Source organism: Citrobacter meridianamericanus, assembly GCF_041320245.1.
In the GTDB taxonomy this organism is placed as follows: domain Bacteria; phylum Pseudomonadota; class Gammaproteobacteria; order Enterobacterales; family Enterobacteriaceae; genus Citrobacter; species Citrobacter meridianamericanus.
In genome coordinates this window covers 84,552-106,901 of the sequence record NZ_CP101037.1, presented here as the reverse complement: position 1 = coordinate 106,901, position 22,350 = coordinate 84,552, and the positions used below count along the sequence as shown (strand labels likewise).

Here is a 22,350-nt window from a genome sequence, read left to right as displayed (position 1 = left end):
ACAAAGCCGTTTTGAAACTGACGTTAACCGACTTTGCCCGCCTGCTGACACAGCTGTAATCCGGGCAGCGTAGCGGAACGTTCATCAGAGAAAAAATGGAATCAATAAAGCCCTGCGCAGCGCGCAGGGTCAGCCTGAATACGCGTTTAATGACCAGCACAGTCGTGATGGCAAGGTCAGAATAGCGCTGAGGTCTGCCTCGTGAAGAAGGTGTTGCTGACTCATACCAGGCCTGAATAGCTTCATCATCCAGCCAGAAAGTTATGGAGCCACGGTTGATGAGGGCTTTATTGTAGGTGGGCCAGTTGGTGATTTTGAACTTTTGCTTTGCCACGGAACGGTCTGCGTTGTCGGGAAGATGCGTGATCTGATCCTTCAACTCAGCAAAAGTTCGATTTATTCAACAAAGCCGATAGACTTTCCTCCGACTGAAACAACAGGATGATTGAGCCCATGCTTCGATACGAGTTAACGCCGAACAATGCAGGTTTTATACTGTGGGGAGATTCAGAAGCCCTGAATGAATTACATGAACTCATTCATTACATCGTGGATGAAAGCCCACTGATTAAAGTTAAAGACGGATTTATGTTATCCCTTGCCTATGATATTCGTAAAGCACGGGAAGGTAATCGTCGTGTTGAGCAACATCAGTATGATCAACATGATACATATAAGCTTTATGGTGTTGAGCTTTTATGGCCTCTGGTCCTGGTACAGTCCTCAATACTCAGAAACTCAATGGGTTATATTCAGACAGACAAAAACCAGCTGTCTGTCATGTATGCCTTTGAATACCTGATAGAATCAGCATTAACAGAGTCTGAGAGAACAACGTCGAATGATATTATGCTAACAGTAAAATATGCATCAGACTCTGATTTTAATTTCATTGAGGATAATATTGACAGCAGGTGCTGCTATTTTATCAGCCTATCTCCGGAGCAAAGAAAAAAGCAGTTAATCAGTATTGTTCGTTCTTTTCATTCATTATGGGGTAAGTATGCCCGTGAAAAGCAGGACATAAAGATGCTGAACGAAATGAATAATACATCATGGGTCTGGCCGGACAATATCAACTGGTGAGCAACCACTGTCCGGCCAGTGAGTACCATCAGCGGGCTCTTTTACCAAAAATGTCCTCTGAACGTGACTGAAGCTGTTTGAGTGCTTCGAGCATGTCATCATTATCCAGTGAGCGCTGGGATTTCTTCCCTTCCTGCTTTGGCCGTCGTCGGGAAGGGCCATCTCCAGCGGGAATTGACTGAGAGCGCGTGTTATCCCGCTTGCTCTGCACCAGACTGATAAACTCCAGGGTTCGGCCAAGACGCTTGTTATCGACAATCGCGCCCTGGTCGATTTCTGACAGTCGGTCGTAGGTAGAGTAGGGAAGTAGCGTACCGTTCAGGCGCAGCTCTTTTCTGCCATCAGGATAGTGATACACATCGATATATTTACCTATTGCACGGCGACTCAGTTCGCTGTCTTCAATCAGGTACAACATTTTATCATATTGTATCGTCAACGATTTTGAGACTTTACGTTTTTCACGAACAGTGAAAATAAGCCCCAGGTCCTCATCATGTTCTACAGCACGGTGTACGTCAAAATCATGTCGCGGTACTTTGCCAAAACGGCGGTTATAGTCAGCCATATAGGCCTCAGCGAAGTCATTTGCAGCCTCCATTGAACAAATGCCCTGTAACCGCAGCTCTTTGACCAGACGATCCTGTAAAGTGAGGTGAGCTCGTTCTACACGCCCTTTGGCGGGACTGGTTTCTGCACAGATAGTCTGGATGTTCAGTTCATGCATGGCTCGCCCAAACTGAGTATGCCCGTCTCCGCCTGTGGCGTGTTTATTGTTAACACGAAAAACACCGGCTTTATCGCTGTACAGTGCCAGCGGTTTACCATGCTTATCGATATAGCGCCGCGTGGCTTCGAAGTAAGAAAACGTGGACTCCGATTTAACAAACAACAGTTCCATCAGTTTGCTGGTTGCATCATCAACATAGACCAGCGCGGTGCAGGCCGGGCCACGGCCTTCAAACCAGTCGTGATCACAGCCATCTATTTGTATCAGCTCACCAGTACACGGACGCCGGTACCGTGGTTGAGGGATCCTTGCGGCACGTTGTTTACGGGGAACCCATAAGCCAGCCCGCACCATGATGCGCCGGACAGTTTCTTTGCCAAGAAACAGTCCGTGGAGTTCTTCGAGCTTTTCACGCGCCAGAGTCGGACCGAAATCAGCATAACGCGTCTTGATCAGTTCCAGAGCCTGATCTGCGAGCCCGGGTGGCAACTGGCGGTTACCACGCATGCCACATCGTCTGCTGGCCATACCAAGCGGTCCGCCTTCACGGTAACGGGCAAGAAGTCTGCGGCATTGCCTGTCGCTGATACCGAGGTGCTCGGCCGCACGGCGCGTTGTGATGCGACGTTCAATGACGTCCTGTATAATCTTGATCCGGTTGATCTCTTTCAAAGTAAACACTCCTGAGCTTTCTGCGCTCATGATATGCCTCCCGGTAGTTTAAACGGACCAGTGAAGCTTACCATAGCGCGGACATCTGAATTGAGCCACAGGCGGACATTACTATTGAGCCATTACAACTTAAGTGCGCATAATCAGGATTATGTAAGATCAGCGTTAAGTAGTCGATTTATTTGAAAGTGACGTCGTCTTTAAGTTAAAATCACCTATAATCAATACCTACTGGAGCAGCTCATGGCTGACACCTACCTCCCCCCGGGCTTTAAAAAATGCAAATCATGTCAGCAAGTTAAACCCTTTGAACAGTTTGGAAAAGAGCTCAAGGGCAAGTTTGGCCTCAAGAGTAAATGCCGAGCGTGTATTAGCGAGAAAAACAAAACGTACGCAGCAGGCCCAGGGGCCGAAGTAAAGACGCAAAATAATAGGACCTACCAGGCAGAAAACAAGACTGAGCTCGCGGAGAAAATGCGCGTTAAGCGTGCGAAAGAAAAATTTGGTGATCGCTATAATTCCTACCTCGCTTCTTTAGAGTCCATGAAAAAACTCAAATAATGTAATCGCCAACGGAGGAATAATGAATGTACATCTGAAATATGATACGATAAAGCACTATCACTTTGATTGGCTAACGCCTGCTGGCGACTATCCTAATTCAGCGGTTATGCTCGTAGGTTTCCGTGATGGGCGCTGGATTATTGTTCAAGAGTTCGGAAATGATTATAGCTGCTTCGAGGGCGTTCTGAAGAATGGTGATGATCTTAATACGGAGCCTAAATTCTATTCCGACTTAGAAAGCGTAGCGGTTGCTGCTTTTGGCATGATGAAGCAGATATATCCCCAGTACCAAGATAGCACGTTAGAAGAATTCCTCGCTGGATAAAATATTCTAGAAACCAAACTCGCCTTATTCGAAGGAAACTGACTATGTATAGAAAGGTTTTAGCTCTTTCAGCCTTACTGATTTCTGCTTGTTCCACCGATAATCCTCATAAACAAAGTATGCACCACAATGATTTTGAGCTTTCGGACTCAGCTGTAAAAATTCAAATCAAGTCTGGAAATAAGACAATCTCCGGCTCAGGTACTTGGATCGATGAACAACATATTCTTACAGCTTCACATTTATGGCTTGATGCAAGCAAGGATTATAGTCTAAGTATAATAACAAGGAATGGGAGCCAACCAGCAACAGTTATCAATATTGATGATCCTAAGAACCGGGACCTCGCTCTTTTAAAAGTAGAAAAAAATACTATTGTCAAAGCCCCACCTAATTGGAAGCTTCCAGTATGTGATAATGTTCTAGCTCCAGGTGAGTCTGTTTGGGTTCTATCGGGAATGTATAATACGCTTTCAAATACGTATGCTTCCCCCGACTCAACCTACTATTATAAAGGAATAGTTGGTTCTGATGGTTTGACTGCTTTTTATCAAAATGGAGTTAGTGGAAGCGCTGTGTTAAACCAATCTAAGAGTTGCTTATATGGTGTTGTGAGTCAACAAGACATTAAAAAGATCAATGTCTATCAGATATATATTACGAAGATTACTACAAATGAAATTATACGCGGATTCATAGGTTATAAAAATAATTAAATGAGCGTAATCTTACAACAGGCAATTCCGACGTTATCTGCGTTGGTCTACCTATCTGAACCTTTAAAAGGAACGTCTATCATGTATAAACTTTTACCCGCAATACTAGTCTTTCTTTCGGTGTTCCTTGGACTAATCGCTCTACTCAGTGCTATCAAAAATGGTTCTGATGAATTGGCGGTATTCCTCATTACACTTTCGGCGTGGTTCGCTGCTTTAAGTAAGTTTTATTCACTTAAACTGTATAAAAATAGTTAGCCTGTGAATCCAAATACAGTTGACAAGTATCCAGCACTGCCCCCGTGATTTATTCAGGTTAGAAGCATTCCCGGAGTGCAGGCTGGGATTAGAAAAGTTACTTTTCTTACGATGTACCAACCAATAGGGCACGACTTATCGTAATGCCTAATTACATATTACCTGTTTAAGTCGATCTAATAATTTCATTGGAGCAGACATGTCCCCGGAATTGGTATCAGGCATTGCACGAGTGGCGCATGAAAAGCTACTTTCAGTTTTGACGGAGTGCGGCACAAAGAAGACGAAAGGCACATGCCTTTTTGCAAGCTATCTTGTATGTTATTTAGCAAAAACTAAAGGTCTAGATGCTGTTGTTCGTGGGGGTAACGGTGCAGATGATGGCGGTATATTTACAGAGAGTGGTGGCTTTGGCCATTATTGGTGTGAATTGAACTTCGAAGAAGTGCAATATTATATTGACATCACTTCCGAGCAGTTTGGGTTTCATCCATACATAGTGAAACGCGTCAACGATATAACAGGATGGCCACGATATATTCCTGGTGATCAGGAAACGGTCGATAGTCATTTAGAACAATTATTACGCGACGGCTATACAGAATAGGCTGCGTATACACTATCGCAGCCTTTCAGGCTCTTAACCCTTGTGACCAGTTAACGGAACCACTCAGGATGACGCTGCCGATCAACGTTGATAACCTGCGAATTAAATTCAACGACATCCGCTGGAGTAAGCATTAATTCATCAGGATTTACAATAAATGGTCTTAAAACCACTTCGCCACCGTCTTCTTTTGCACCGTAGATATTAATAAGAAAGTGCAGTCGTTGATTTCCGTCAGCATTGCGTTGCCATTCTCTAAAAGTCAAAGTCTGTTTAATATAGTTTGTTAAAAGAAATGCGAATTCAGATTCTTCCGTTTGTGAGATACCGTTTTTGTTAGACATTTTTTTTAGTATCTTTCCGAGCATGGATACACAGGCATCTAGGGAAGGTGCGAATAAGCAGGTCATTTCTTCCCAAGCTGACTCGCTGATTAAAATTTCGCGGATCTGGGCCGATTTTTTTCCCGCAAACACATCGAATCAGCCTATTTAGGCTATTTTTTCCACCATTTCTGGCGTTATTTCCGGTTTTTACTGAGATCTCTCCCACTGACGTATCATTTGGTCCACCCGAAACAGGTTGGCCAGGGTGAATAACATCGCCAGTTGGTTATCGTTTTTCAGCAGCCCCTTGTATCTGGCTTTCACGAAGCCGAACTGCCGCTTGATGATGCGAAACGGGTGCTCCACCTTGGCACGGATGCTGGCTTTCATGTATTCGATGTTGATGGCCGTTTTGTTCTTGCGCGGATGCTGCTTCAAGGTTTTTACCTTGCCGGGACGCTCGGCGATCAGCCAGTCCACATCCACCTCGGCCAGCTCCTCGCGCTGTGGCGCTCCTTGGTAGCCGGCATCGGCTGAGACAAATTGCTCCTCTCCATGAAGCAGATTACCCAGCTGATTGAGGTCATGCTCGTTGGCCGCGGTGGTGACTAGGCTGTGGGTCAGGCCACTCTTGGCATCGACACCAATGTGGGCCTTCATGCCAAAGTGCCACTGATTGCCTTTCTTGGTCTGATGCATCTCCGGATCGCGTTGCTGCTCTTTGTTCTTGCTAGAGCTGGGTGCCTCAATGATGGTGGCATCCACCAAAGTGCCTTGGGTCATCATGACGCCTGCTTCGGCCAGCCAGCGATTGATGGTCTTGAACAATTGACGGGCCAGTTGATGCTGCTCGAGCAGGTGGCGGAAATTCATGATGGTGGTGCGATCCGGCAGGGCGCTATCCAGGGATAATCGGGCAAACAGGCGCATGGAGGCGATTTCGTACAGGGCATCTTCCATGGCACCGTCGCTCAGGTTGTACCAATGCTGCATGCAGTGAATACGCAGCATGGTCTCCAGCGGATAGGGCCGTCGGCCATTGCCCGCCTTGGGATAAAACGGCTCGATGACAGCGGTCATATTCTGCCATGGCAGAATCTGCTCCATGCGGGAGAGGAAAATCTCTTTTCGGGTCTGACGGCGCTTAGTGCTGAATTCACTATCGGCGAAGGTGAGTTAATGGCTCATGATGTCCCTCTGGGATGCGCTCCGGATGAATATGATGATCTCATATCAGGAACTTGTTCGCACCTTCCCTAGACTTAACGATGTTAAAATTTTGGTTGTATTAAAATCCTCCTGCGAAAGTGAAATCATCCATGTATTATCTTTATGATAGTCGGTGATATAAATAAAATGAGATGTAAAAGGCGTTGAGTGATTGAACTCTCCTAGGTAATGACTCCAACTTATTGATAGTGTTTTATGTTCAGATAATGCCCGATGACTTTGTCATGCAGCTCCACCGATTTTGAGAACGACAGCGACTTCCGTCCCAGCCGTGCCAGGTGCTGCCTCAGATTCAGGTTATGCCGCTCAATTCGCTGCGTATATCGCTTGCTGATTACGTGCAGCTTTCCCTTCAGGCGGGATTCATACAGCGGCCAGCCATCCGTCATCCATATCACCACGTCAAAGGGTGACAGCAGGCTCATAAGACGCCCCAGCGTCGCCATCGTGCGTTCACCGAATACGTGCGCAACAACCGTCTTCCGGAGCCTGTCATACGCGTAAAACAGCCAGCGCTGGCGCGATTTAGCCCCGACGTATCCCCACTGTTCGTCCATTTCCGCGCAGACGATGACGTCACTGCCCGGCTGTATGCGCGAGGTTACCGACTGCGGCCTGAGTTTTTTAAATGGCGGAAAATCGTGTTGAGGCCAACGCCCATAATGCGGGCGGTTGCCCGGCATCCAACGCCATTCATGGCCATATCAATGATTTTCTGGTGCGTACCGGGTTGAGAAGCGGTGTAAGTGAACTGCAGTTGCCATGTTTTACGGCAGTGAGAGCAGAGATAGCGCTGATGTCCGGCAGTGCTTTTGCCGTTACGCACCACCCCGTCAGTAGCTGAACAGGAGGGACAGCTGATAGAAACAGAAGCCACTGGAGCACCTCAAAAACACCATCATACACTAAATCAGTAAGTTGGCAGCATCACCACCTCGCTGAACCTTGCCATATAAGCATCGTACTCAGCCTGGTCTTCAGGAGATAAAAAATTTGGTGGGAGGAGCATCAGAATCCTTTCATCCTAGCTTGTATACCTTCTTCGTAGGCCAGCTCGCCATTATCGGTAAAAGATGGTTTTTGATGTTTATGATAAAGCTTAATTTTTCGTCAGGCTTGATAGCGTTACCGGAGAGATTTGATCTTTTCTCTTCAACTCGCAATACTGTTTATACATACAGTACAAGAATTCGAGTGTAGCTATGTCTGTTATCCTTGAGCACATTAGCAACAAGCCTTACGAAATGGCACCTTTTTTCAGTGATTTACTAAGCTGTGGAGTGATGAGTCCGTGCGCCGGGCATGAAGATAATGAATTAAATTTGCATGAATATGTAGTCCGCAACCGCCCCTCAACCTTCTTTGTCAGGGCGGCGGGCCTCAGTATGATCAATGCCGGTATCAATGATGGAGCAATACTGGTTGTGGATCGGTCTTTAACAGCACGACACGGCTCTATCGTCGTTGCGCTGGTGGATGGAGAGTTTACGGTAAAGATCTTACACACGTATCCTGAGCTGCTTTTGATGCCTTCTAATCCAGCCTATAAGCCGATACGTGTAAATCCTGAATCCCTTGAGATATGGGGCGTCGTCACCTTTGCACTGAATCAGTTCAGCCATGTACATGCACGTTGATATTAACGGAGCCTATGCGGCATTTGAGTGTGCGATGGATCCCAAGCTGTCAAAAAAGCCGCTCATCATAGCCAGCAATAACGATTCGTCCGTCATTGCAATGAATAAACTGGCTAAAAGCGTTGGTATTAAGCGTGGGACCCCAATTTTTAAGTGCAGGGATTTGATTCAGCAACACCGGATCGAAGTCCGGAGCTCTAACTTTACTTTGTATGAAGACTACTCAAATCGCTTCCATGAAACGCTGGAAAGCTTCGCGCCTCAATCGAGTCGATATAGCATAGATGAAAATTTCATGTTATTGAAAAACATGAACAAGATAATAGATTATGAAGATTACGGCCGGTTGATCAGAAGTACACTTCTTCATAATCTGTCCCTTACCTGTGGTGTGGGTTGTTCAAGCACCAAAACCCTCGCTAAATTATGCACCTATGCGAGCAAACGATGGGCAGCTACAGGCGGGGTTGTAGTTTTGACTGATCAGGCCAGGATCAGGAAGCTCCTGAGCCTGATCAGTACCAGAGAAATATGGGGTATTGGTCGAAAGATTAGTGAACGCCTGTCGGCTTTCGGGATCATCACTGCCGGTGATTTTTATAATAGCGACGTTCGCTTTTTACGTAAAAGCTTTGGCGTTGAAATCGAGCGTACCTGGCGGGAACTGCATGGCGAACCATGTTTCCGGCTGCACGAGTCTCCTCCTGTCAGGCAACAGATTATCGTTTCCAGAAGTTTTGGTCAGCGCCTTAATGAGATAGGCAAGCTACATGAGGCAGTTTCATTTTTTACCGCCCGGGCGGCAGAGCAGCTGCGCAAGGATGGCTCGTGGACCCGTCAAATCACAGTCTTCATTCAGAGTAGCAATTATGCGCAAGGTGAAAACCGCTACAGCAATTGTGGTATCGAGCCGCTTACCGCTACACAGGACACCCGCGATCTGGTTGATGCAGCCATGACCATCCTGAACCGCATTTACAGACCCGGGATAGCGTATGCGAAAGCAGGGGTAATGCTCTCCGCTATGACTGACGGCACAGAGCAACTCAGCCTGTTTGATACTCGCCCGGCCAGGCCTGGCAGTCAGGCACTGATGAAAGTTATGGACCGGTTCAATAAAGAAAAGCGCGGAGCTCTGTTTTTACTGGGGGAAGGCATTCAACAGGATTTTCGTATGAAGCAGGCCATGCTATCACCGAGATATACGACCCGCTGGGATGAATTACTCGTTGTAAAAGCGTAGCGGCCATGACCGGCATGGCCGTACTCATCAAATGTGAAAGTAACTTTAGGCCCCGCGAGCTTTTTCGATTGCGCCCTGCAAAGTTGCTGCGTCCATAGCCCCGGGGATAAATGTGGTAGTCGCCGCATTCGGCTTTTTCATATTCATAATGATGAAACCGGGTGTGCCGGTGATCCCGAGCGCTTCGCCCAGCTGCATATTGCCGGAGATCACGTTTTCATACCGGTTTTTTTCCCTGTCAGAAAACGTGCTGTTAAACCCTGACTTTTCCACCACAGTATTAAAGTCAGTGAGTTCGAATTTGCGTTGAGAGGTCATGAAGGTATGAGCCACAGCCATCAGGTTGTTGTGGTACTTACGATAGGCTTCAGCACCGAAATTCTGATAGACGTGCAGACCCGTAGCGGCCCCCATGGCAGATACAGGTTTTGAACCGGCAAAAATCGGGAATTCTTTAAAGAAGAATTTTACATCTTTGCTCTGATTCATTACCGATTCAACAACAGGTGTAACCCGCATGCAGTAAATACACTGATAGTCGAAGAACTCGATTACCGCGACGTCGGCGTCATCAGGGCCGATGTTTGGCGTCTCCTTGGTATCCAGCAGAGCTGGCGCATATGGAATTATTCGTTCCACTGAGGCACTCACGTTCTGATTTTCCAGCGCCTTACCTGCTTCCACTAAATAATGGGGATTTTTTACCAGGTAAGTAGCGGCAATTTTGCCAATTTCTTCCTCACTGAGCACCTTCGGTTTAAAATAAGTTGCCGTGATTAACGCCGAGGCAGCGGTAGCAATAACCGCAGAAATTAAAATCGTGGCCATCGGTTTTAAATAAAATTCTTTAGACATAGCTACCTTTATGCTTTTCAGCCTGTTAGTTATTAACCTGCGATGGATTATACTGGCCCGGTAAATCGGAATTATTCGTGAAACAATGCTTTTTGGAGATTAAAGGATGATTAGGCAGGGCTTTATACTCACAACCGCAATGCTTTTGAGTGGATGCGGATATCATTTCGCAAACCAGGTAGATGCGTACGATCTAATGCCTCGTCCTGTTACAAATAAAAGGTTTCAGATAGTCCCTCCGGACGAAAGTATTCAGTCCAGAATGTTTTCAGGCCGTTTTGCTGATGGATTAGCAAAAAAAGGAGTCATTATTTCCACTCACCAGCCAGATTATGTGCTCAGGTTCCGAATCAGCAGCTCACAGGAGAACATGCAGTATAGCGAGCAGCTTCTTACTGGGGTGACAGGCTACGTTGTAGATAAAAAGACAACGAGAACTGACAAGCATGGCGAATTGCATACTGACTATGACTACAAGCCAGTCGATGGGGTAATAGGCACTGAGACGATGTCGCAGATGCACTATATGCGACAGCTGGATGTCGAGGTATACCCGTCAGCGAAAGGAGCAAAGCAGGTTCTGAAAGTGAGTATGCAAAGCAATGCACCTGTGCCGTCAGACAGCATTGCTTATTCAGCAATGATCGACGCCTTTACTGATAAATTTGATGCGCCGCTGCGTTCCGGAAATTATGTTGCAGTGATCCCCTGGAACTGAAAGCAGACGGCGGGAAGAGAATGTTCAAAAGTGACTTTTGGACACGCACATTAACGTGGCTATCGCCCTCCCCCATTAAAATCATAAAGTCGGTAAAGATCGCCCATCGTGATGGAATTGGGCTTATTAATGAACAGATACTGTAACTGTTCTTTATGTTGAGTACTGGCAGCTGCATTCATAAGCACTTCCAGGTAGAACTTGTAGCCTATGCTTCGCTCTGAATACATATACTGGAACTGCATCAGTAAAATGCCTGACATAACATACAACAGCAGCAGACTGAGTAATACAGTGCTATCAGGCTGTTCCAGTGCCATACTGACATACCCTGAACCCAGAATGCACAGAAGCCACCCCGTCATTAGAGCAGGCACCCTACGACTCAGACGTTTATAACAACGTTTTATTACGGGATCCCGGAGATACTTTTTGTCAGGTATCCCCGTTGCTCTGATGACGAAGCTACTGAGTATCGACATCTTTTTTCCTTCTGGACGCTCTCAGTCAATAAATCAGGCCAGGCGCTCATTGAAAGCTACCACGAGCTGCGAATCGGGATTTTTTACCAGTTCGGGCCGGATAACTTTTAGTTGCCTCGTTGGGGCGAGCTCATCTGTAGGCCTGATGGTGGTATTACCCGGCCCCTTGCGGGTACTGTCGGTGTTTACCTTGAGCTTTTTATTTCCCAGGTAGCTTTCCATCTTTTTAGAGATGGTGTCACCTGTGGTCGCAACACCAGAGAGTTCCTTTAGATGTTCACCTTTATCCATTTGTACCGATGACATCAGAAATCCGATTCCGGGATCGTTTTCCGTTCCACAGGCTCCGTACTGACATTGTGCAGCGAAAACGGGCTGTACACCTACAGCAACCAGCATTAACGTACTCAGTAAAGTAGATTTCATACACACCTCTTACAGTCGGAAAAGTTACTTTTGCGCAGCGCCCATTTGGGTCACCAGGTTTTCCGGGCTCAGCCACCCCGTAAATAACTGCGGTTTGCCGCTTAGTGTCACCATGGTAGGAGTACCTTGCAGCGGGATTGTTGAGGCCACCTGGAAATGCGATTTGATAATGTTTAAGCAAGCCTCATCAGGACGTCCTTCCGGGATAGTTGAAACCGGATTCATCGCTGCATCCAGAGCTTCGTTTGGCTTTGCTGAACACCAGATTTTGGCCATGTTCCCGGCTACTACCGAGTTCAGTCCTGCACGTGGGAATGCAAGAAACTTAATCGAAATACCGGCATCAAGATAAGACTTCAGATCATGATGCAGTTTTTGGCAGTATCCACAGGTTATATCGGTAAAGATAGCAAGCCGGTATTTTTCGTTTGGTGATTTGTAGTCGATGGATTTTGTTTTGGATGCGAATTCCCGGACGCCCATTAAAATGGCCTGCTCAGTGGTGTTTACCACATCTTTACCTTTCACGTGGAATAAGCTTCCGGTAAAAATGTAATCTCCGTCTTTGCTCACGTAACTTACCCCCTCCCTGGAAATCACCGTAAAAATATCTTTTACTGGCGAGGGTTCGACGTGCTCGATTGAAAGCCCAATGGCTTTGAGCTTATCCCGGGCTGCATCTGGCAGTACCATTGTATTAACCGGCTCGGCATTCATCGTGAAGGCGGTACTTAATGAAAGAAGTAATACCGATGCCTTAATAATTTTTTTCATTTCCGCTCCTTAAATCGAGCACTAATATTATCACGCCCCAAAATTCCAGAATTTTGCTTAAACGCTTAAATCAACGGGTAAAGCCGAAAGAAAGTCGATAGATATATGGGAGAATAGATAAAACGTAGATTCAGTGGAGAAATCGTTGTGTTTACACCACCAGCAGATGATGTGAAACCTATTCCCGTTCCTGATGAGATTTACACTCAGTGCATTACGGATGCCGCCCGCTACTTCGGAATTGATGCTGAACTGGTTTTTACGTTGTTTGACAATGAAGGCGGTAAGGTTGGTACTTTCAGCAGGAATACTAACGGCACTTATGATATTGGCCCAATGCAGATCAACTCATCCAATCTACCTGAAATAAAAAAGCATTTCCCGACGGTAACGTGGCGGGTTCTGGCTTACGATGCTTGCGCAAGTTTCTGGGTTGGAACATGGTGGCTCTATAGAAAAATTGTTGATCGCAAGGGCAATGTGTTTGAAGGGATTGCAGATTACAACAGCAAAACCCCAAAGGTACGTGCAAAGTACATATTTAACTTCATGGTAAAGTACAATCGCCGGATCCAGCAGCGTAACGGGATGGGTGAGCTTTATCAATGGACCCAGCAACCTCCTCGATACAATGGCCATATAGCTAAAAATGTCCCGGAGCAAAACCCGACTCCTGTTGTTAAATAAATACAACCCGATATTACAGAAGATCATCGAGTGGCTTGGGTAAACCACCACAAATATTTCACACTGACTCAGGAGTAATATATTGTCTTCTTCTGCAAGAAATTTATTTAAGATTCTCTCTTCTTTCTTGATCCAGAAAAACCCTCATCATGAAGAAGTATGTGTTCATGAAGAAACAACAGCTGGTTTATGGGCCCCTCTCCCTGATTCGCATGTCGTGCTTTTCTTAGATTTCGATGGGGTTTGCCACAGGTGTAAAAATGAAACCTTTGAGCGAATGCCACTGTTAGAGAAATTGCTGGATAACTGCCCTGCCATGGTGATTGTTATCTCCAGCTCATGGCGTGAGTGCGCTAATACAAGTTATCTGAAATCTCTGTTCCGGGTGCCTTATAGAGACAAAATCATAGGTGCAACCGGTTCGGTATATTTAAAACACGGACAGACTGGTGTGCGGGCTGCCGAGTGTGAGGACTTTGTCTTTTCACATCGAGTTAAAGCATTTATCTGCCTTGATGACGACGAATCATTATTTCCGGCCGGTTATCCGCATTTGCACAAAACCGATTATTACACGGGCCTCACCGAATCTGACCTTGCAGCTCTTAACGCAAGGTACCATCAGCTCATGGGACGCTGATGAACAAAGTAACTTTCCTTTTACCCTGTCACTGCTGATCTCGTACGCCCATCCACTTTAGGATTGATTGTTTTATACCATACGCAATAATGTCTCATATGAATTCGACAAGAAAGGGACATTATGCTGCATCACTGTCAGGCTAAGTCACTGGATGACATATACCTTGAGGATATTCCCCACATCATACATCCGGCCACGGCGGTACATGACCTCGAAGATACCGCCCTGCCAAACCGGATTATTCAGGAATGGAATTTACCGCAGGGATATACACAGTTTGTCAGCCGGTATCACCAGTTCCACCATCAACGCCCCTGGCTCGCTTACCGCGATACGCTTGACGACATCAGATACGGTAAGATCGTTCTGCTTAGAAAAGACATAACCGGCAATGCCGGGCCGGGGGTTATATCAAATGGCAACCTACGCAATGACCTGCCCCTGTCCCTCTTTACCCGTCTGCGCGATATCATCTCTCGTCAGTTGAAACGCCCGGGGTATTACGTTCGATCAACGACACCAGCACAGCACGCCCAATCAACAAAAACCATTAATTCCAAAGCGGCTGGTCGTCTTCTCGCAGCTGGCGGGCTTTATAATGGAAATGTGGAGGGATTTCGACATACGGCTGAACAACTTGGCGGCGAAGCTGTTGAAGGCTATGACCAGGTATTGAACGAAACAACTTCAGGTATGCTGGTTGCAGCGGCTTCACTTCTGGTTATCCGAAATCCAAGGTCTGCGGATGAATTGACAAGTTATCTCGGCAAGTACAAAAAAGCACACGTTTTGCTCGATGATATGAATGTTAGCGAATTGAACTACATGCGCCGAGACAGAGCTGAATATTTAGCTCTCCGTGGACAATTCAACAATACTGTACGCCCTAACTTCCTTAAATCACTTTCAGACCACCCAGATGCCCTGGCTACGTTTGAACCTAACGATTTGATGAAACTTGCAACAGGCAAGGTCCCCTCTGGGTGGCAGGTTCACCACAAGATCCCTCTTGATGATGGTGGCACAAACGCTATAGACAACCTGGTACTTATTCAGAATTCACCATACCATTCAGCACTGTCGAAAGCACAATCCATCATTACGAAGGATCTACCGTATAATTCAAGCACCAAAGTTCTATGGCCATCGCCGAACGGTGTTATCTACCCGGTAGGAAAGTAAGAGGCGCTCATGAAAGATTTAACTCAACTACTCAGCAGCTTAAAGAGGTTGATGGTTGCAGATCACTACCCTTTAGCCAGCCCGGTAGCCCCGGAAGTCTTGAAAGACTTAATCTGCAATCCGCCTCCAGTGGAGTGGGCAGATCACAAAAAGAGCGCCTATATAGATATACAGAAACTCATTAAAACCAGGCTTGATTATGCCCAAGTGTTTAATGCTATGGATGGTTTTGAGTACAACGGACTTACGTTTTATAACCTTGTTCAGGCAGAGAACGAAAATCTATTGTGGTCAAATATTTACATACGCAACTTTGAAGCACGAGACAATGAAATCTACGTTGACCCAAATCTCACTGATAAGGTGTTAATCGGAGAAGATGGCATGTCACTTTTCGCTTATAGTTTTGCAGACGACTGCTTTCAGATAAGAGACAAAGCATCTACTGATTATGTTATTGAATCTCATACAGAGTTTGATAGATTTTTGTCTTCACTGATTCAAACCGTCAGTTGAATGTTCCGCAAGAGCGGTACTTCTGAAAAAAAGGCCGCAAACACATACTTTGCGGCCTTAATTGTTTAGCAGTAATTTACAATCTATTGATAGTCATTTCAGGAGGTTATATTCAACCTCCCTTATTTTTTATTTTCATTAAGCCACTGATCCGCTTTATCGACACGTGACTGGTAAGGCTCATTTGTGTTGCTCAGCTCTGACTTCATGTACTGAATGAATTCATCTGCTTTCTGAGGCCCAAAGCGTGGGTCATCCGTCAATTGCTGCCGGATAGCCCTTTCAGAGTTCTGCGCTGCATTCGCATAAGTCGAAACGCCGTCGCTGCTAATACTCTGATACCGGTCACTTACAGCTGCGACGCCATCAGACATCTGCATGTGATTAAGGACTTTACCCTGGAGAGAATCAGGCATATTTGCAGGGTTAGAGGCATCATTTGCTATCGATGTCTGGGTTTGAAGGATGCCCGCTCCCGTAAGCATCTCATTTACCGGTTTCGCCCCAACGCTGGTTAGCGTATCCGAAACAAATTGCTGGCCCCCGAGTAGCGCACCAGAAATCGCGCCCCGCTCAGTGTTGGCCTCTATCTTTTCCCCAACCAAGCGATCTGTGACGGTCTGAGTGCGGTTACCAACGAGACCACCGCCCGACCCACCTTCTCCCAGGTTTGCCCGTACGACTGACTCAAGTGAACCATCAGCTCTGTTATGAGTGTTGAAACTGCTATGGATGCTCTTAACGTCATTCATACTCCAGTTAACGTTATAGTTACCCAGTTCATTAAGGATCTTCTGGGTATCCGCTTTGAGCTGCTCTCTTTCGGCACCGGTAGCCATGGTGCTGGCACCATAGGTAAAGACAGCTTGCTGTGCCAATTCAGCTCGCTTATCGTCCCGGCTTAAGTTCGGGTTGTTGGCAACACGACTAAAGTAGTTATCAGTGTTATTAGATAAGCCACGAACTTGCCCGCTCTGATACATACTGTTCAAAGCAGTGGCTCGTTGATCCATTCCATCACCAACCACCCGACCTCCAACCTTTTCCAGATCGTTAAATGTGCCTTCTGCATTTCTGACATCCTGACCCGAATTGACGACTTTCTCTACACCCTGATTATTCAGTACAGGTCCATTCTTTTCGAGAGAATTAAGCACATTCCTTTCTTCATCAGAATAAGTGCGGCCCACGTTGTTGTTATGTATTCCCTGAATATCGCCTTTGCCCGCGTTATCAAGGTTATACGGAGTAAAGCCAGCTTCACTTTTTCCAGGGACATGCTGTGTCGCGTCCTGAGCGTTGGAGGAAAGACCGAGTTTAGCCTGCGAATCTACACTTCCACCCAGTTCCCCTACGCGTGACGCACTCATCACGCCAGACGTATTTACGCTGTCAGGAGTTCTATCCTGTGCCTGAGTGATAGTATTAATTCCTGACCCGTCACCTGAAATTCTGTCGAGCTGATTGGTGATAGGTAGCAGCTGCTGTGCATTACCACCGAAGTCGGAAACCAGACTTTTAAGCAGGCTGGAGGTTTCACGGAGATCCTGTTTATTACTTTCGGCCGTCTCTCCCCGGGCGGTATCAATCGCAATTTTTTGCTCACTGAAATCTCGGGTTGCAGCCACAAGCGCGTCAGTACGTTGAAGCTGCGATCCAAGCTGATTACTGGCCTTGAAGGTATCGTTATAGGAGTTGAATTTCTCCATAAACGCATTCTCATCCAGCCCATTCTTACGAGCAAAATTCCTTACATCATCATCACTGAAGTTTTTGTTGCGAATAGAATCGGAGAACCTGTCCAGGTTAATGCTTTGTTTAGAATCAAGGCTCATTCCACTATTGGAGCTTGCGTTAGTCGAAACCGATGTAGAAATATTTTGCGCCATCGTCTGTGTCGCCTGGTTCATTTTCGACGATGCTTCTTTAAACGCATTAGTATTGGATATCTGATCGCTGCTTACCTGAGACGCCGCTTTACTGAACTGGTCAGTTAACGCAGAATCCTGGCTAAGCTGATTCGTGATTGCTTTTGAAAGGTCATTTGAAAGCGAGTCACTGCCTGTATTGGTCTTAGATGCACCGCTACTCAATTGCCCTGCTACAGCCGCTTTCAGCCCGGCTCCATTGCCAGTTCCAACACCTCCATTAAGCCCAGCGTTGAGAATAACATTTGAAGCAATGCTGGCCATCTGAGACGCACTCACCCCATGTTTCGTTGCAATACCTTCTGCTACAGAGGCACCAATCTTATCCGAGATCTGCTTCATTGTTTGCAGGTTGGTTGAGAACTGCTGGCTCGACTGTCCTGACCTTCCAATTTCGCTCATCTGACTGTAACCAGCCTGGAATGAATTACTTGCCGCACTCATAACTGATGAGGTTACAGCTGATCCTTGTCCCTGGCTGTTAGCGATACTTGAACCAGCATTCCACATTCCAAGACGGAAATTACTTGAATCAACTGCGCCGCCATCGCTGTATCCCTGACCGGTACTGGTTAAGGCGGTTCGTGTCACGTCACCAAATGAAGATTTACCGCTGTTAGGGCCATCCCATACTTTGGGCGTTACATGACCAGTATCCACCGGCGCATCGGGGGTCACTCCCTTAACCGCATTCATCATCGGGTGAATCGACTGTGTCATCAGGAATAATGTGAGTACCGGAATCAGAGCATAGAGGGCGGAAGCAACAGACAGGTATGAACTGTATGTTTCCGCAAGCCCTGGGAGTCCCATCCACGTGACGGCATTATTCTGGCTGTTGAGGGTGCTCCAGGTATCCAAGTCGGCCGTCGCGACTTTCTTCACATACGCGTTGACCATTACTGCCGTAAGCGGCCACATATTCACGAAGAGGATAAGTTGCAAATATTTCGCCGCAGCGGCAACACCATTACCACCTAACGCCAGCAGCATAAGCAAAGCAAATGGAGCAACCATATAAGCAAACATTTCAAGGAATGCGATTGCTGCTCCCGACAGTTGTAACCACAACTGGCCCTGTGAAGCCATTGTGTTGGTTCGCTTCAGAGAAGCCTCAAACAACTGCATATCGGAAGCCAGACCGAGTGGGGTCTTATATTTGCTTGCGCCATTTCTGAGCTCATTCATAATGAACAGGTTCAGGGTGGCGTCATACGAACCAATAGCCTTACCGTACATACCATTTGCTGACGCCATAACATCAGTAAAGCTTGCGCCGGTAGGTGCACCATTTGCTTCGTCTGGAGTAAGGATGCCGTTTGTCTGTCCTATAAGGGAAATAGTCTGGCGAGCTTCAGCTGTACTGGTAACCTGTTTCACAGTTGACCAGACCTCATCACACGTACCAGATTTTGAACCGTTAGCGCCAACAATACTGGCAGAGGCATTCTTCAGTGCGCCTTTCATCGCCTGATTAATCCGGTCCATGCTATCTGCCAGATTAGCTGAGAAAATATCGTTAAAAATAGTTTCTTTACCGGCAATATTTGCGCTTGAGTTTTGGGTAGCCTTCAGGCAGTTGTATGCAAGAGACTGAACGGTAGCACATACGTTCATTGGCCCTAGCCCGCTGGCCGGTTCAGGAAATGCGGAACAGTAGCCCTGGCTATCGCCGCCCCATTGCAAAAACTTCACGAATCGGATCATCGGACCGAGGGTGATGTCATCGTCCAGAGTTGTTGCAGACAGGTCCACCGGAGAAAGCGGATCAAACGCTGTTTTATAATCCTTCAGCAAACCCTGGCTTAAGTTAGTGGTGACGGTTGCCATCGCAGCAATAAAAATTGGAATTCCGTCGACGTTTCTGACCTCTCCCGACTTTACAGATTCAATAGTTACATCCACTCGAACCATTGCCATCATGAAAAGGATCAACCCCAAAAACCAGGAGAAAAACGGTAATTCATTTTTGGTCGGAGCCTGAAGCCATAGCCACGTTTTATAGAATAGGCTCACACCTGCTACAACGGCGGCCGTGGTCAGGAACTCTTTTACACCAGTATATTGAGAAAAGATCAGGGCAATACCGGTAAAAGCCGACCAGACAAAATCAATATCACCCAGGGTATATATGTTGTAATCCATGTCAGACCTCAGTTACGTGTGCCACGAATACTTTCAGTGAAAGCCTTCCGTTGCAGGCGACGGTTATCCCAGGTTGAAATGACGTCCGAGCTGGTACCGACCTGGCTGTGCGATAGCTCATAGGCGGCTTTAACCTGTTTTGAGAGATTGTCTGTTAATCGGTTGAGATCATCCCTTTTACCCGACAGCGACTCACTCGGTATGCTCATGGTTGAAATTTTGGCCTCAACCTGGCGCAACATGTTGATTACGAGGCTCGTCGCAGCAATAGTGCTGATGTCCTGAATGTATGCGTACCCTTCCGGTGCTTCGAATGTTTGCAAAGAGTCGATAATGGTCGGGATGCCGATATAGGAGATAATGCGTAATTCATCATCTGAAACACGAACGTCGTTGATGATTTTTTTCTGTACGTTTAAAAGAAGATCAGAAATGGTATCCTTCAATCCCTTAAAACCACCGTCATTAACTTCTGACATGACAAGGCACTGAGCCTTTCGTGGGGATGATGGATCTGGTGCCGGAGAACACTTGAGCATTTTAATTGATCCGCCAGCTGGTGGCCCCATGATGTAATCCGTGACAGTCATGGTAGACGGGCGGACTTCCATTCCCGCTTTTTCGCCTTTGCTATCCCAGTTGATAATGACAGTACCTACGAGAGACATAAGTTGTTCTGCCAGTTTATAACCGGATAACTCCGTTACCCCTCCGATGTTCATCGTTCCCTTATCAATATCCATGAACGACATATAGAAGAGGTTACCACTGAATTTTTCAGCGAACTCTTCGGGATCCTTTGCTTTAACCTGAGAAGTGACAGCTTCAGGTGACTTTGTCATCGATGAGCCAAAATCAGGAATAAGACCATTAATCGATCCCAGAATTGAGGCTGGTCCAGAGCTAACTGAGTTAGCGAACTGGCTTGGCGTACCCACGTTTTCAGAAAGGAAAGAGTAAGTTGCATTGCATGAATCTTTCGCAAATTTATTTAGCGCTTGCAGTTTGTTTTGGATGTCATTAATCGTTGCAGCACAGTCAGCACAAATAGCTGAAACAGCAACGTTAAAAGCATAGATAGCCGCACCCTGGGCAATACCACGGGCCACCTGCACAAGCTGGTCCCCGTTGATCATGCTGAAGGACCCAAGAAAAACGTCAATACCGTTACAACCGACAGAAGCTTTTGGAAACGACATGGAAACAAGGTTGGTATTAACGTTTGTTGTTCGGTAAGACATTGACCCGCCAACTATGCCTGTACGGGTTGCTGTGGAAAAGGTGGCCGGGCTGGTAGACGTCATCATGCCATTGAAAATGTTACGCATTGCGTTGTCTGCATTTGCAGTCGGGGCTAAAATTGCAGCACAAACAGAAAGAGACAAAAGTAACTTTTTGAAGTTGAAAACGGCATTACTGCGCATAAGTGCCTCCAAAACTGCCGCCAGCATTGAGATAATTGACCGGATCGGCCGTAGGCATGTCATAGCCTTCGAGTTTTTGGTCCATTATTTTTTGAAGTAGGAATGGGTCTGATTCCATTTCGGATTTATTAACGGTAATAACGCCATCATCGCCGATGGTATATTGCCTTTTAATATCTAGAGTTGACTGGAACGAAGCGTCATCGATCAGATTCATGCCCTTCGCGGCAAGTATAATAGTGTTCTTTAATTCATCAGCGGAGATCATGCCTTCACTAATGCGCTGAGCTGATGTCCCATCCTTTGAAACCAGGAAAATTGTAGGTACCTCTCGAATTTTAAATTGATCAATAATTTGTGCGTTGGGGATGTTAAAATCCTGAAAAAGGCCATTATGCAATGGCCTTCCATCCATACTGATTGGAAGAATATCTACCGAATAATAGTTCTGCATAAATTGAAGTATTTGGCTTTCTTCGTGGCAAAACTGGCAAGTACTCTGGAAAAAGAAAAATAAACCTGACTTAGTAAAGATATCTTTCATTACCGTTTGCTGATTTTTTTCAACAACAGTGCGGTGAGCATCCAGTGCCACCTTTTCCACTGGTTGCCTGCGTTTTTCAGACATCATCGGGTTTTTAAGAAAATAATCTTTTGATTTGTCAGAAAAACGCGTACTGATATCCAGCATTAACCTTTGCGCCGTGTAATAACGTGATAGATTTTCTGCGGTAGGGTTATCCATTGCCTGCGTTAACAGTCGAGGCATATTCTCTTTTAGCCATTTTGAATTTAAATCTACCATTTCCTCTTTTGAAGGCGAGCTAGCAGCACCGGTTGGTGGCAAAACCTCTTCTTCTTCAGCTTCGCTTTTTTTAGCAGGATCGTCATACCAGAAGAAACCCTTCTTATAAGCCTGGCCAGATACAAAGGGCGTATCTTTTATTAGGGGTTGCTCAGGGCTGGCGTGGGCACCAGTAATTACCAAAGACATAAGCAAAACCATCTTTGAAGGCGCTAATGCAATACGAGTCATAGACCGTTCTCCTTTTCTGATGCGGTTATGATGGCATACAAAAAAAAGGTTAGAGCTCGTATAGCATGGTCGTTTTTATGTTGAAAAGGACGGAAAAGGAGTGCTGACTAAGAAGATAGTCTCGGTGATGGAAAGATCAT

Annotated in this window: 24 protein-coding genes and 1 pseudogene; 12 read left to right on the top strand and 13 right to left on the bottom strand. The window is 46.2% G+C overall.

Annotated features, from left to right (window positions below):
* Positions 1 to 7 precede the first annotated feature (7 nt).
* Positions 8 to 379 (bottom strand): annotated as a pseudogene (locus NMD08_RS26395) (IS5/IS1182 family transposase); the annotation flags it as partial.
* A 74-nt stretch (positions 380 to 453) separates the two neighbouring features.
* Between NMD08_RS26395 and NMD08_RS26390 the strand changes: the two are divergent.
* On the top strand, positions 454 to 1,086 hold the full coding sequence (locus tag NMD08_RS26390; protein ID WP_001567369.1) for a hypothetical protein: 633 nt from the start codon (positions 454 to 456) through the stop codon (positions 1,084 to 1,086).
* 28 nt (positions 1,087 to 1,114) lie between these two features.
* Here the strand turns inward: NMD08_RS26390 and NMD08_RS26385 are convergent, their stop codons facing one another.
* Entirely contained in the window at positions 1,115 to 2,518 is a 1,404-nt protein-coding gene (locus tag NMD08_RS26385; RefSeq protein ID WP_001567368.1) for an ISNCY-like element ISKpn21 family transposase, read from the bottom strand.
* Between the two features lie 213 nt (positions 2,519 to 2,731).
* Between NMD08_RS26385 and NMD08_RS26380 the strand changes: the two genes are divergently transcribed.
* The 4 genes from NMD08_RS26380 (at position 2,732) to NMD08_RS26365 (ending at position 4,958) form a co-directional block, all read left to right on the top strand.
* Entirely contained in the window at positions 2,732 to 3,049 is a 318-nt protein-coding gene (locus NMD08_RS26380; protein WP_000785965.1) for a hypothetical protein, read from the top strand.
* A 22-nt stretch (positions 3,050 to 3,071) separates the two neighbouring features.
* Complete coding sequence (locus NMD08_RS26375) at positions 3,072 to 3,377, top strand: hypothetical protein (protein WP_001100610.1); 306 nt, start codon at positions 3,072 to 3,074, stop codon at positions 3,375 to 3,377.
* 44 nt (positions 3,378 to 3,421) lie between these two features.
* Positions 3,422 to 4,093, top strand: a complete 672-nt coding sequence (locus tag NMD08_RS26370; RefSeq protein WP_000285959.1) for a serine protease — start codon at positions 3,422 to 3,424, stop codon at positions 4,091 to 4,093.
* Positions 4,094 to 4,550: 457 nt separating this feature from the next.
* Positions 4,551 to 4,958: a hypothetical protein gene (locus NMD08_RS26365; protein WP_001371904.1), complete on the top strand. Its 408-nt coding sequence runs from the start codon at positions 4,551 to 4,553 to the stop codon at positions 4,956 to 4,958.
* Between the two features lie 50 nt (positions 4,959 to 5,008).
* Here the strand turns inward: NMD08_RS26365 and NMD08_RS26360 are convergent, their stop codons facing one another.
* The 4 genes from NMD08_RS26360 to NMD08_RS26345 form a co-directional block, all read right to left on the bottom strand.
* A complete protein-coding gene (locus NMD08_RS26360) occupies positions 5,009 to 5,392 on the bottom strand; it encodes a hypothetical protein (protein ID WP_233144839.1) in 384 nt (127 codons plus the stop codon).
* The gene (locus NMD08_RS26355; RefSeq protein WP_122966916.1) at positions 5,295 to 5,510 is read right to left on the bottom strand and encodes a hypothetical protein; all 216 of its coding nucleotides are present in this window, start codon (positions 5,508 to 5,510) and stop codon (positions 5,295 to 5,297) included. The genes NMD08_RS26360 and NMD08_RS26355 overlap by 98 nt, the downstream gene beginning before the upstream one ends.
* Positions 5,492 to 6,406 carry an IS5 family transposase gene (locus NMD08_RS26350; protein WP_100185530.1) on the bottom strand — a complete coding sequence of 305 codons (915 nt, stop codon included), beginning with the start codon at positions 6,404 to 6,406 and terminating at the stop codon, positions 5,492 to 5,494. The genes NMD08_RS26355 and NMD08_RS26350 overlap by 19 nt, the downstream gene beginning before the upstream one ends.
* Positions 6,407 to 6,693: 287 nt before the next feature.
* Positions 6,694 to 7,391, bottom strand: a protein-coding gene (locus NMD08_RS26345) for an IS1-like element IS1B family transposase (RefSeq protein ID WP_095033700.1) whose coding sequence is annotated in 2 segments (ribosomal slippage) — positions 6,694 to 7,142 and positions 7,142 to 7,391 — 699 coding nt in all. Because the reading frame shifts where the segments join, the coding sequence is not laid out codon by codon here.
* A 325-nt stretch (positions 7,392 to 7,716) separates the two neighbouring features.
* On the opposite strand from NMD08_RS26345, the gene umuD reads away from it, so the two are divergent.
* Entirely contained in the window at positions 7,717 to 8,151 is a 435-nt protein-coding gene (gene umuD / locus NMD08_RS26340) for a translesion error-prone DNA polymerase V autoproteolytic subunit (RefSeq protein WP_000111290.1), read from the top strand.
* Positions 8,141 to 9,394: a translesion error-prone DNA polymerase V subunit UmuC gene (gene umuC / locus NMD08_RS26335; protein WP_001371894.1), complete on the top strand. Its 1,254-nt coding sequence runs from the start codon at positions 8,141 to 8,143 to the stop codon at positions 9,392 to 9,394. The genes umuD and umuC overlap by 11 nt, the downstream gene beginning before the upstream one ends.
* Before the next feature lie 45 nt (positions 9,395 to 9,439).
* Here umuC and NMD08_RS26330 read toward each other — a convergent pair whose 3' ends face one another.
* Positions 9,440 to 10,249, bottom strand: a complete 810-nt coding sequence (locus NMD08_RS26330) for a DsbA family protein (RefSeq protein WP_000031378.1) — start codon at positions 10,247 to 10,249, stop codon at positions 9,440 to 9,442.
* 262 nt (positions 10,250 to 10,511) lie between these two features.
* On the opposite strand from NMD08_RS26330, the gene NMD08_RS26325 reads away from it, so the two are divergent.
* Complete coding sequence (locus tag NMD08_RS26325; RefSeq protein WP_223230168.1) at positions 10,512 to 10,967, top strand: hypothetical protein; 456 nt, start codon at positions 10,512 to 10,514, stop codon at positions 10,965 to 10,967.
* Between the two features lie 59 nt (positions 10,968 to 11,026).
* Here NMD08_RS26325 and NMD08_RS26320 read toward each other — a convergent pair whose 3' ends face one another.
* The 3 genes from NMD08_RS26320 to NMD08_RS26310 form a co-directional block, all read right to left on the bottom strand.
* Positions 11,027 to 11,287 carry a hypothetical protein gene (locus NMD08_RS26320; RefSeq protein ID WP_001439466.1) on the bottom strand — a complete coding sequence of 87 codons (261 nt, stop codon included), beginning with the start codon at positions 11,285 to 11,287 and terminating at the stop codon, positions 11,027 to 11,029.
* Positions 11,288 to 11,482: 195 nt separating this feature from the next.
* Complete coding sequence (locus NMD08_RS26315; RefSeq protein ID WP_000843243.1) at positions 11,483 to 11,875, bottom strand: hypothetical protein; 393 nt, start codon at positions 11,873 to 11,875, stop codon at positions 11,483 to 11,485.
* Between the two features lie 24 nt (positions 11,876 to 11,899).
* Complete coding sequence (locus NMD08_RS26310) at positions 11,900 to 12,649, bottom strand: thioredoxin fold domain-containing protein (RefSeq protein WP_000720274.1); 750 nt, start codon at positions 12,647 to 12,649, stop codon at positions 11,900 to 11,902.
* Between the two features lie 147 nt (positions 12,650 to 12,796).
* Here NMD08_RS26310 and NMD08_RS26305 point away from each other — a divergent pair, with 147 nt between their 5' ends.
* From NMD08_RS26305 to NMD08_RS26290, 4 genes are all read left to right on the top strand, one after another.
* Complete coding sequence (locus NMD08_RS26305) at positions 12,797 to 13,336, top strand: lytic transglycosylase domain-containing protein (protein WP_000494968.1); 540 nt, start codon at positions 12,797 to 12,799, stop codon at positions 13,334 to 13,336.
* A gap of 82 nt (positions 13,337 to 13,418) precedes the next feature.
* On the top strand, positions 13,419 to 13,976 hold the full coding sequence (locus tag NMD08_RS26300; protein ID WP_001371950.1) for an HAD domain-containing protein: 558 nt from the start codon (positions 13,419 to 13,421) through the stop codon (positions 13,974 to 13,976).
* A gap of 123 nt (positions 13,977 to 14,099) precedes the next feature.
* Complete coding sequence (locus NMD08_RS26295) at positions 14,100 to 15,161, top strand: HNH endonuclease signature motif containing protein (protein WP_000902297.1); 1,062 nt, start codon at positions 14,100 to 14,102, stop codon at positions 15,159 to 15,161.
* A gap of 9 nt (positions 15,162 to 15,170) precedes the next feature.
* Positions 15,171 to 15,677 carry a YrhA family protein gene (locus tag NMD08_RS26290; protein ID WP_000654195.1) on the top strand — a complete coding sequence of 169 codons (507 nt, stop codon included), beginning with the start codon at positions 15,171 to 15,173 and terminating at the stop codon, positions 15,675 to 15,677.
* Between the two features lie 122 nt (positions 15,678 to 15,799).
* On the opposite strand, the gene NMD08_RS26285 is transcribed toward NMD08_RS26290, so the two are convergent.
* The 3 genes from NMD08_RS26285 to NMD08_RS26275 are packed head-to-tail and all read right to left on the bottom strand — an operon-like array spanning position 15,800 to position 22,210.
* A complete protein-coding gene (locus NMD08_RS26285) occupies positions 15,800 to 19,750 on the bottom strand; it encodes a conjugal transfer protein TraG N-terminal domain-containing protein (RefSeq protein ID WP_000386160.1) in 3,951 nt (1,316 codons plus the stop codon).
* An 8-nt stretch (positions 19,751 to 19,758) separates the two neighbouring features.
* A complete protein-coding gene (gene trhH / locus NMD08_RS26280) occupies positions 19,759 to 21,174 on the bottom strand; it encodes an IncHI-type conjugal transfer protein TrhH (RefSeq protein ID WP_001257292.1) in 1,416 nt (471 codons plus the stop codon).
* Positions 21,164 to 22,210 (bottom strand): thioredoxin family protein, encoded by a 1,047-nt coding sequence (locus NMD08_RS26275; RefSeq protein WP_000196727.1) that lies wholly within the window; start codon positions 22,208 to 22,210, stop codon positions 21,164 to 21,166. Before NMD08_RS26275 ends, trhH begins: the two co-directional genes overlap by 11 nt.
* Between the last annotated feature and the right edge of the window lie 140 nt (positions 22,211 to 22,350).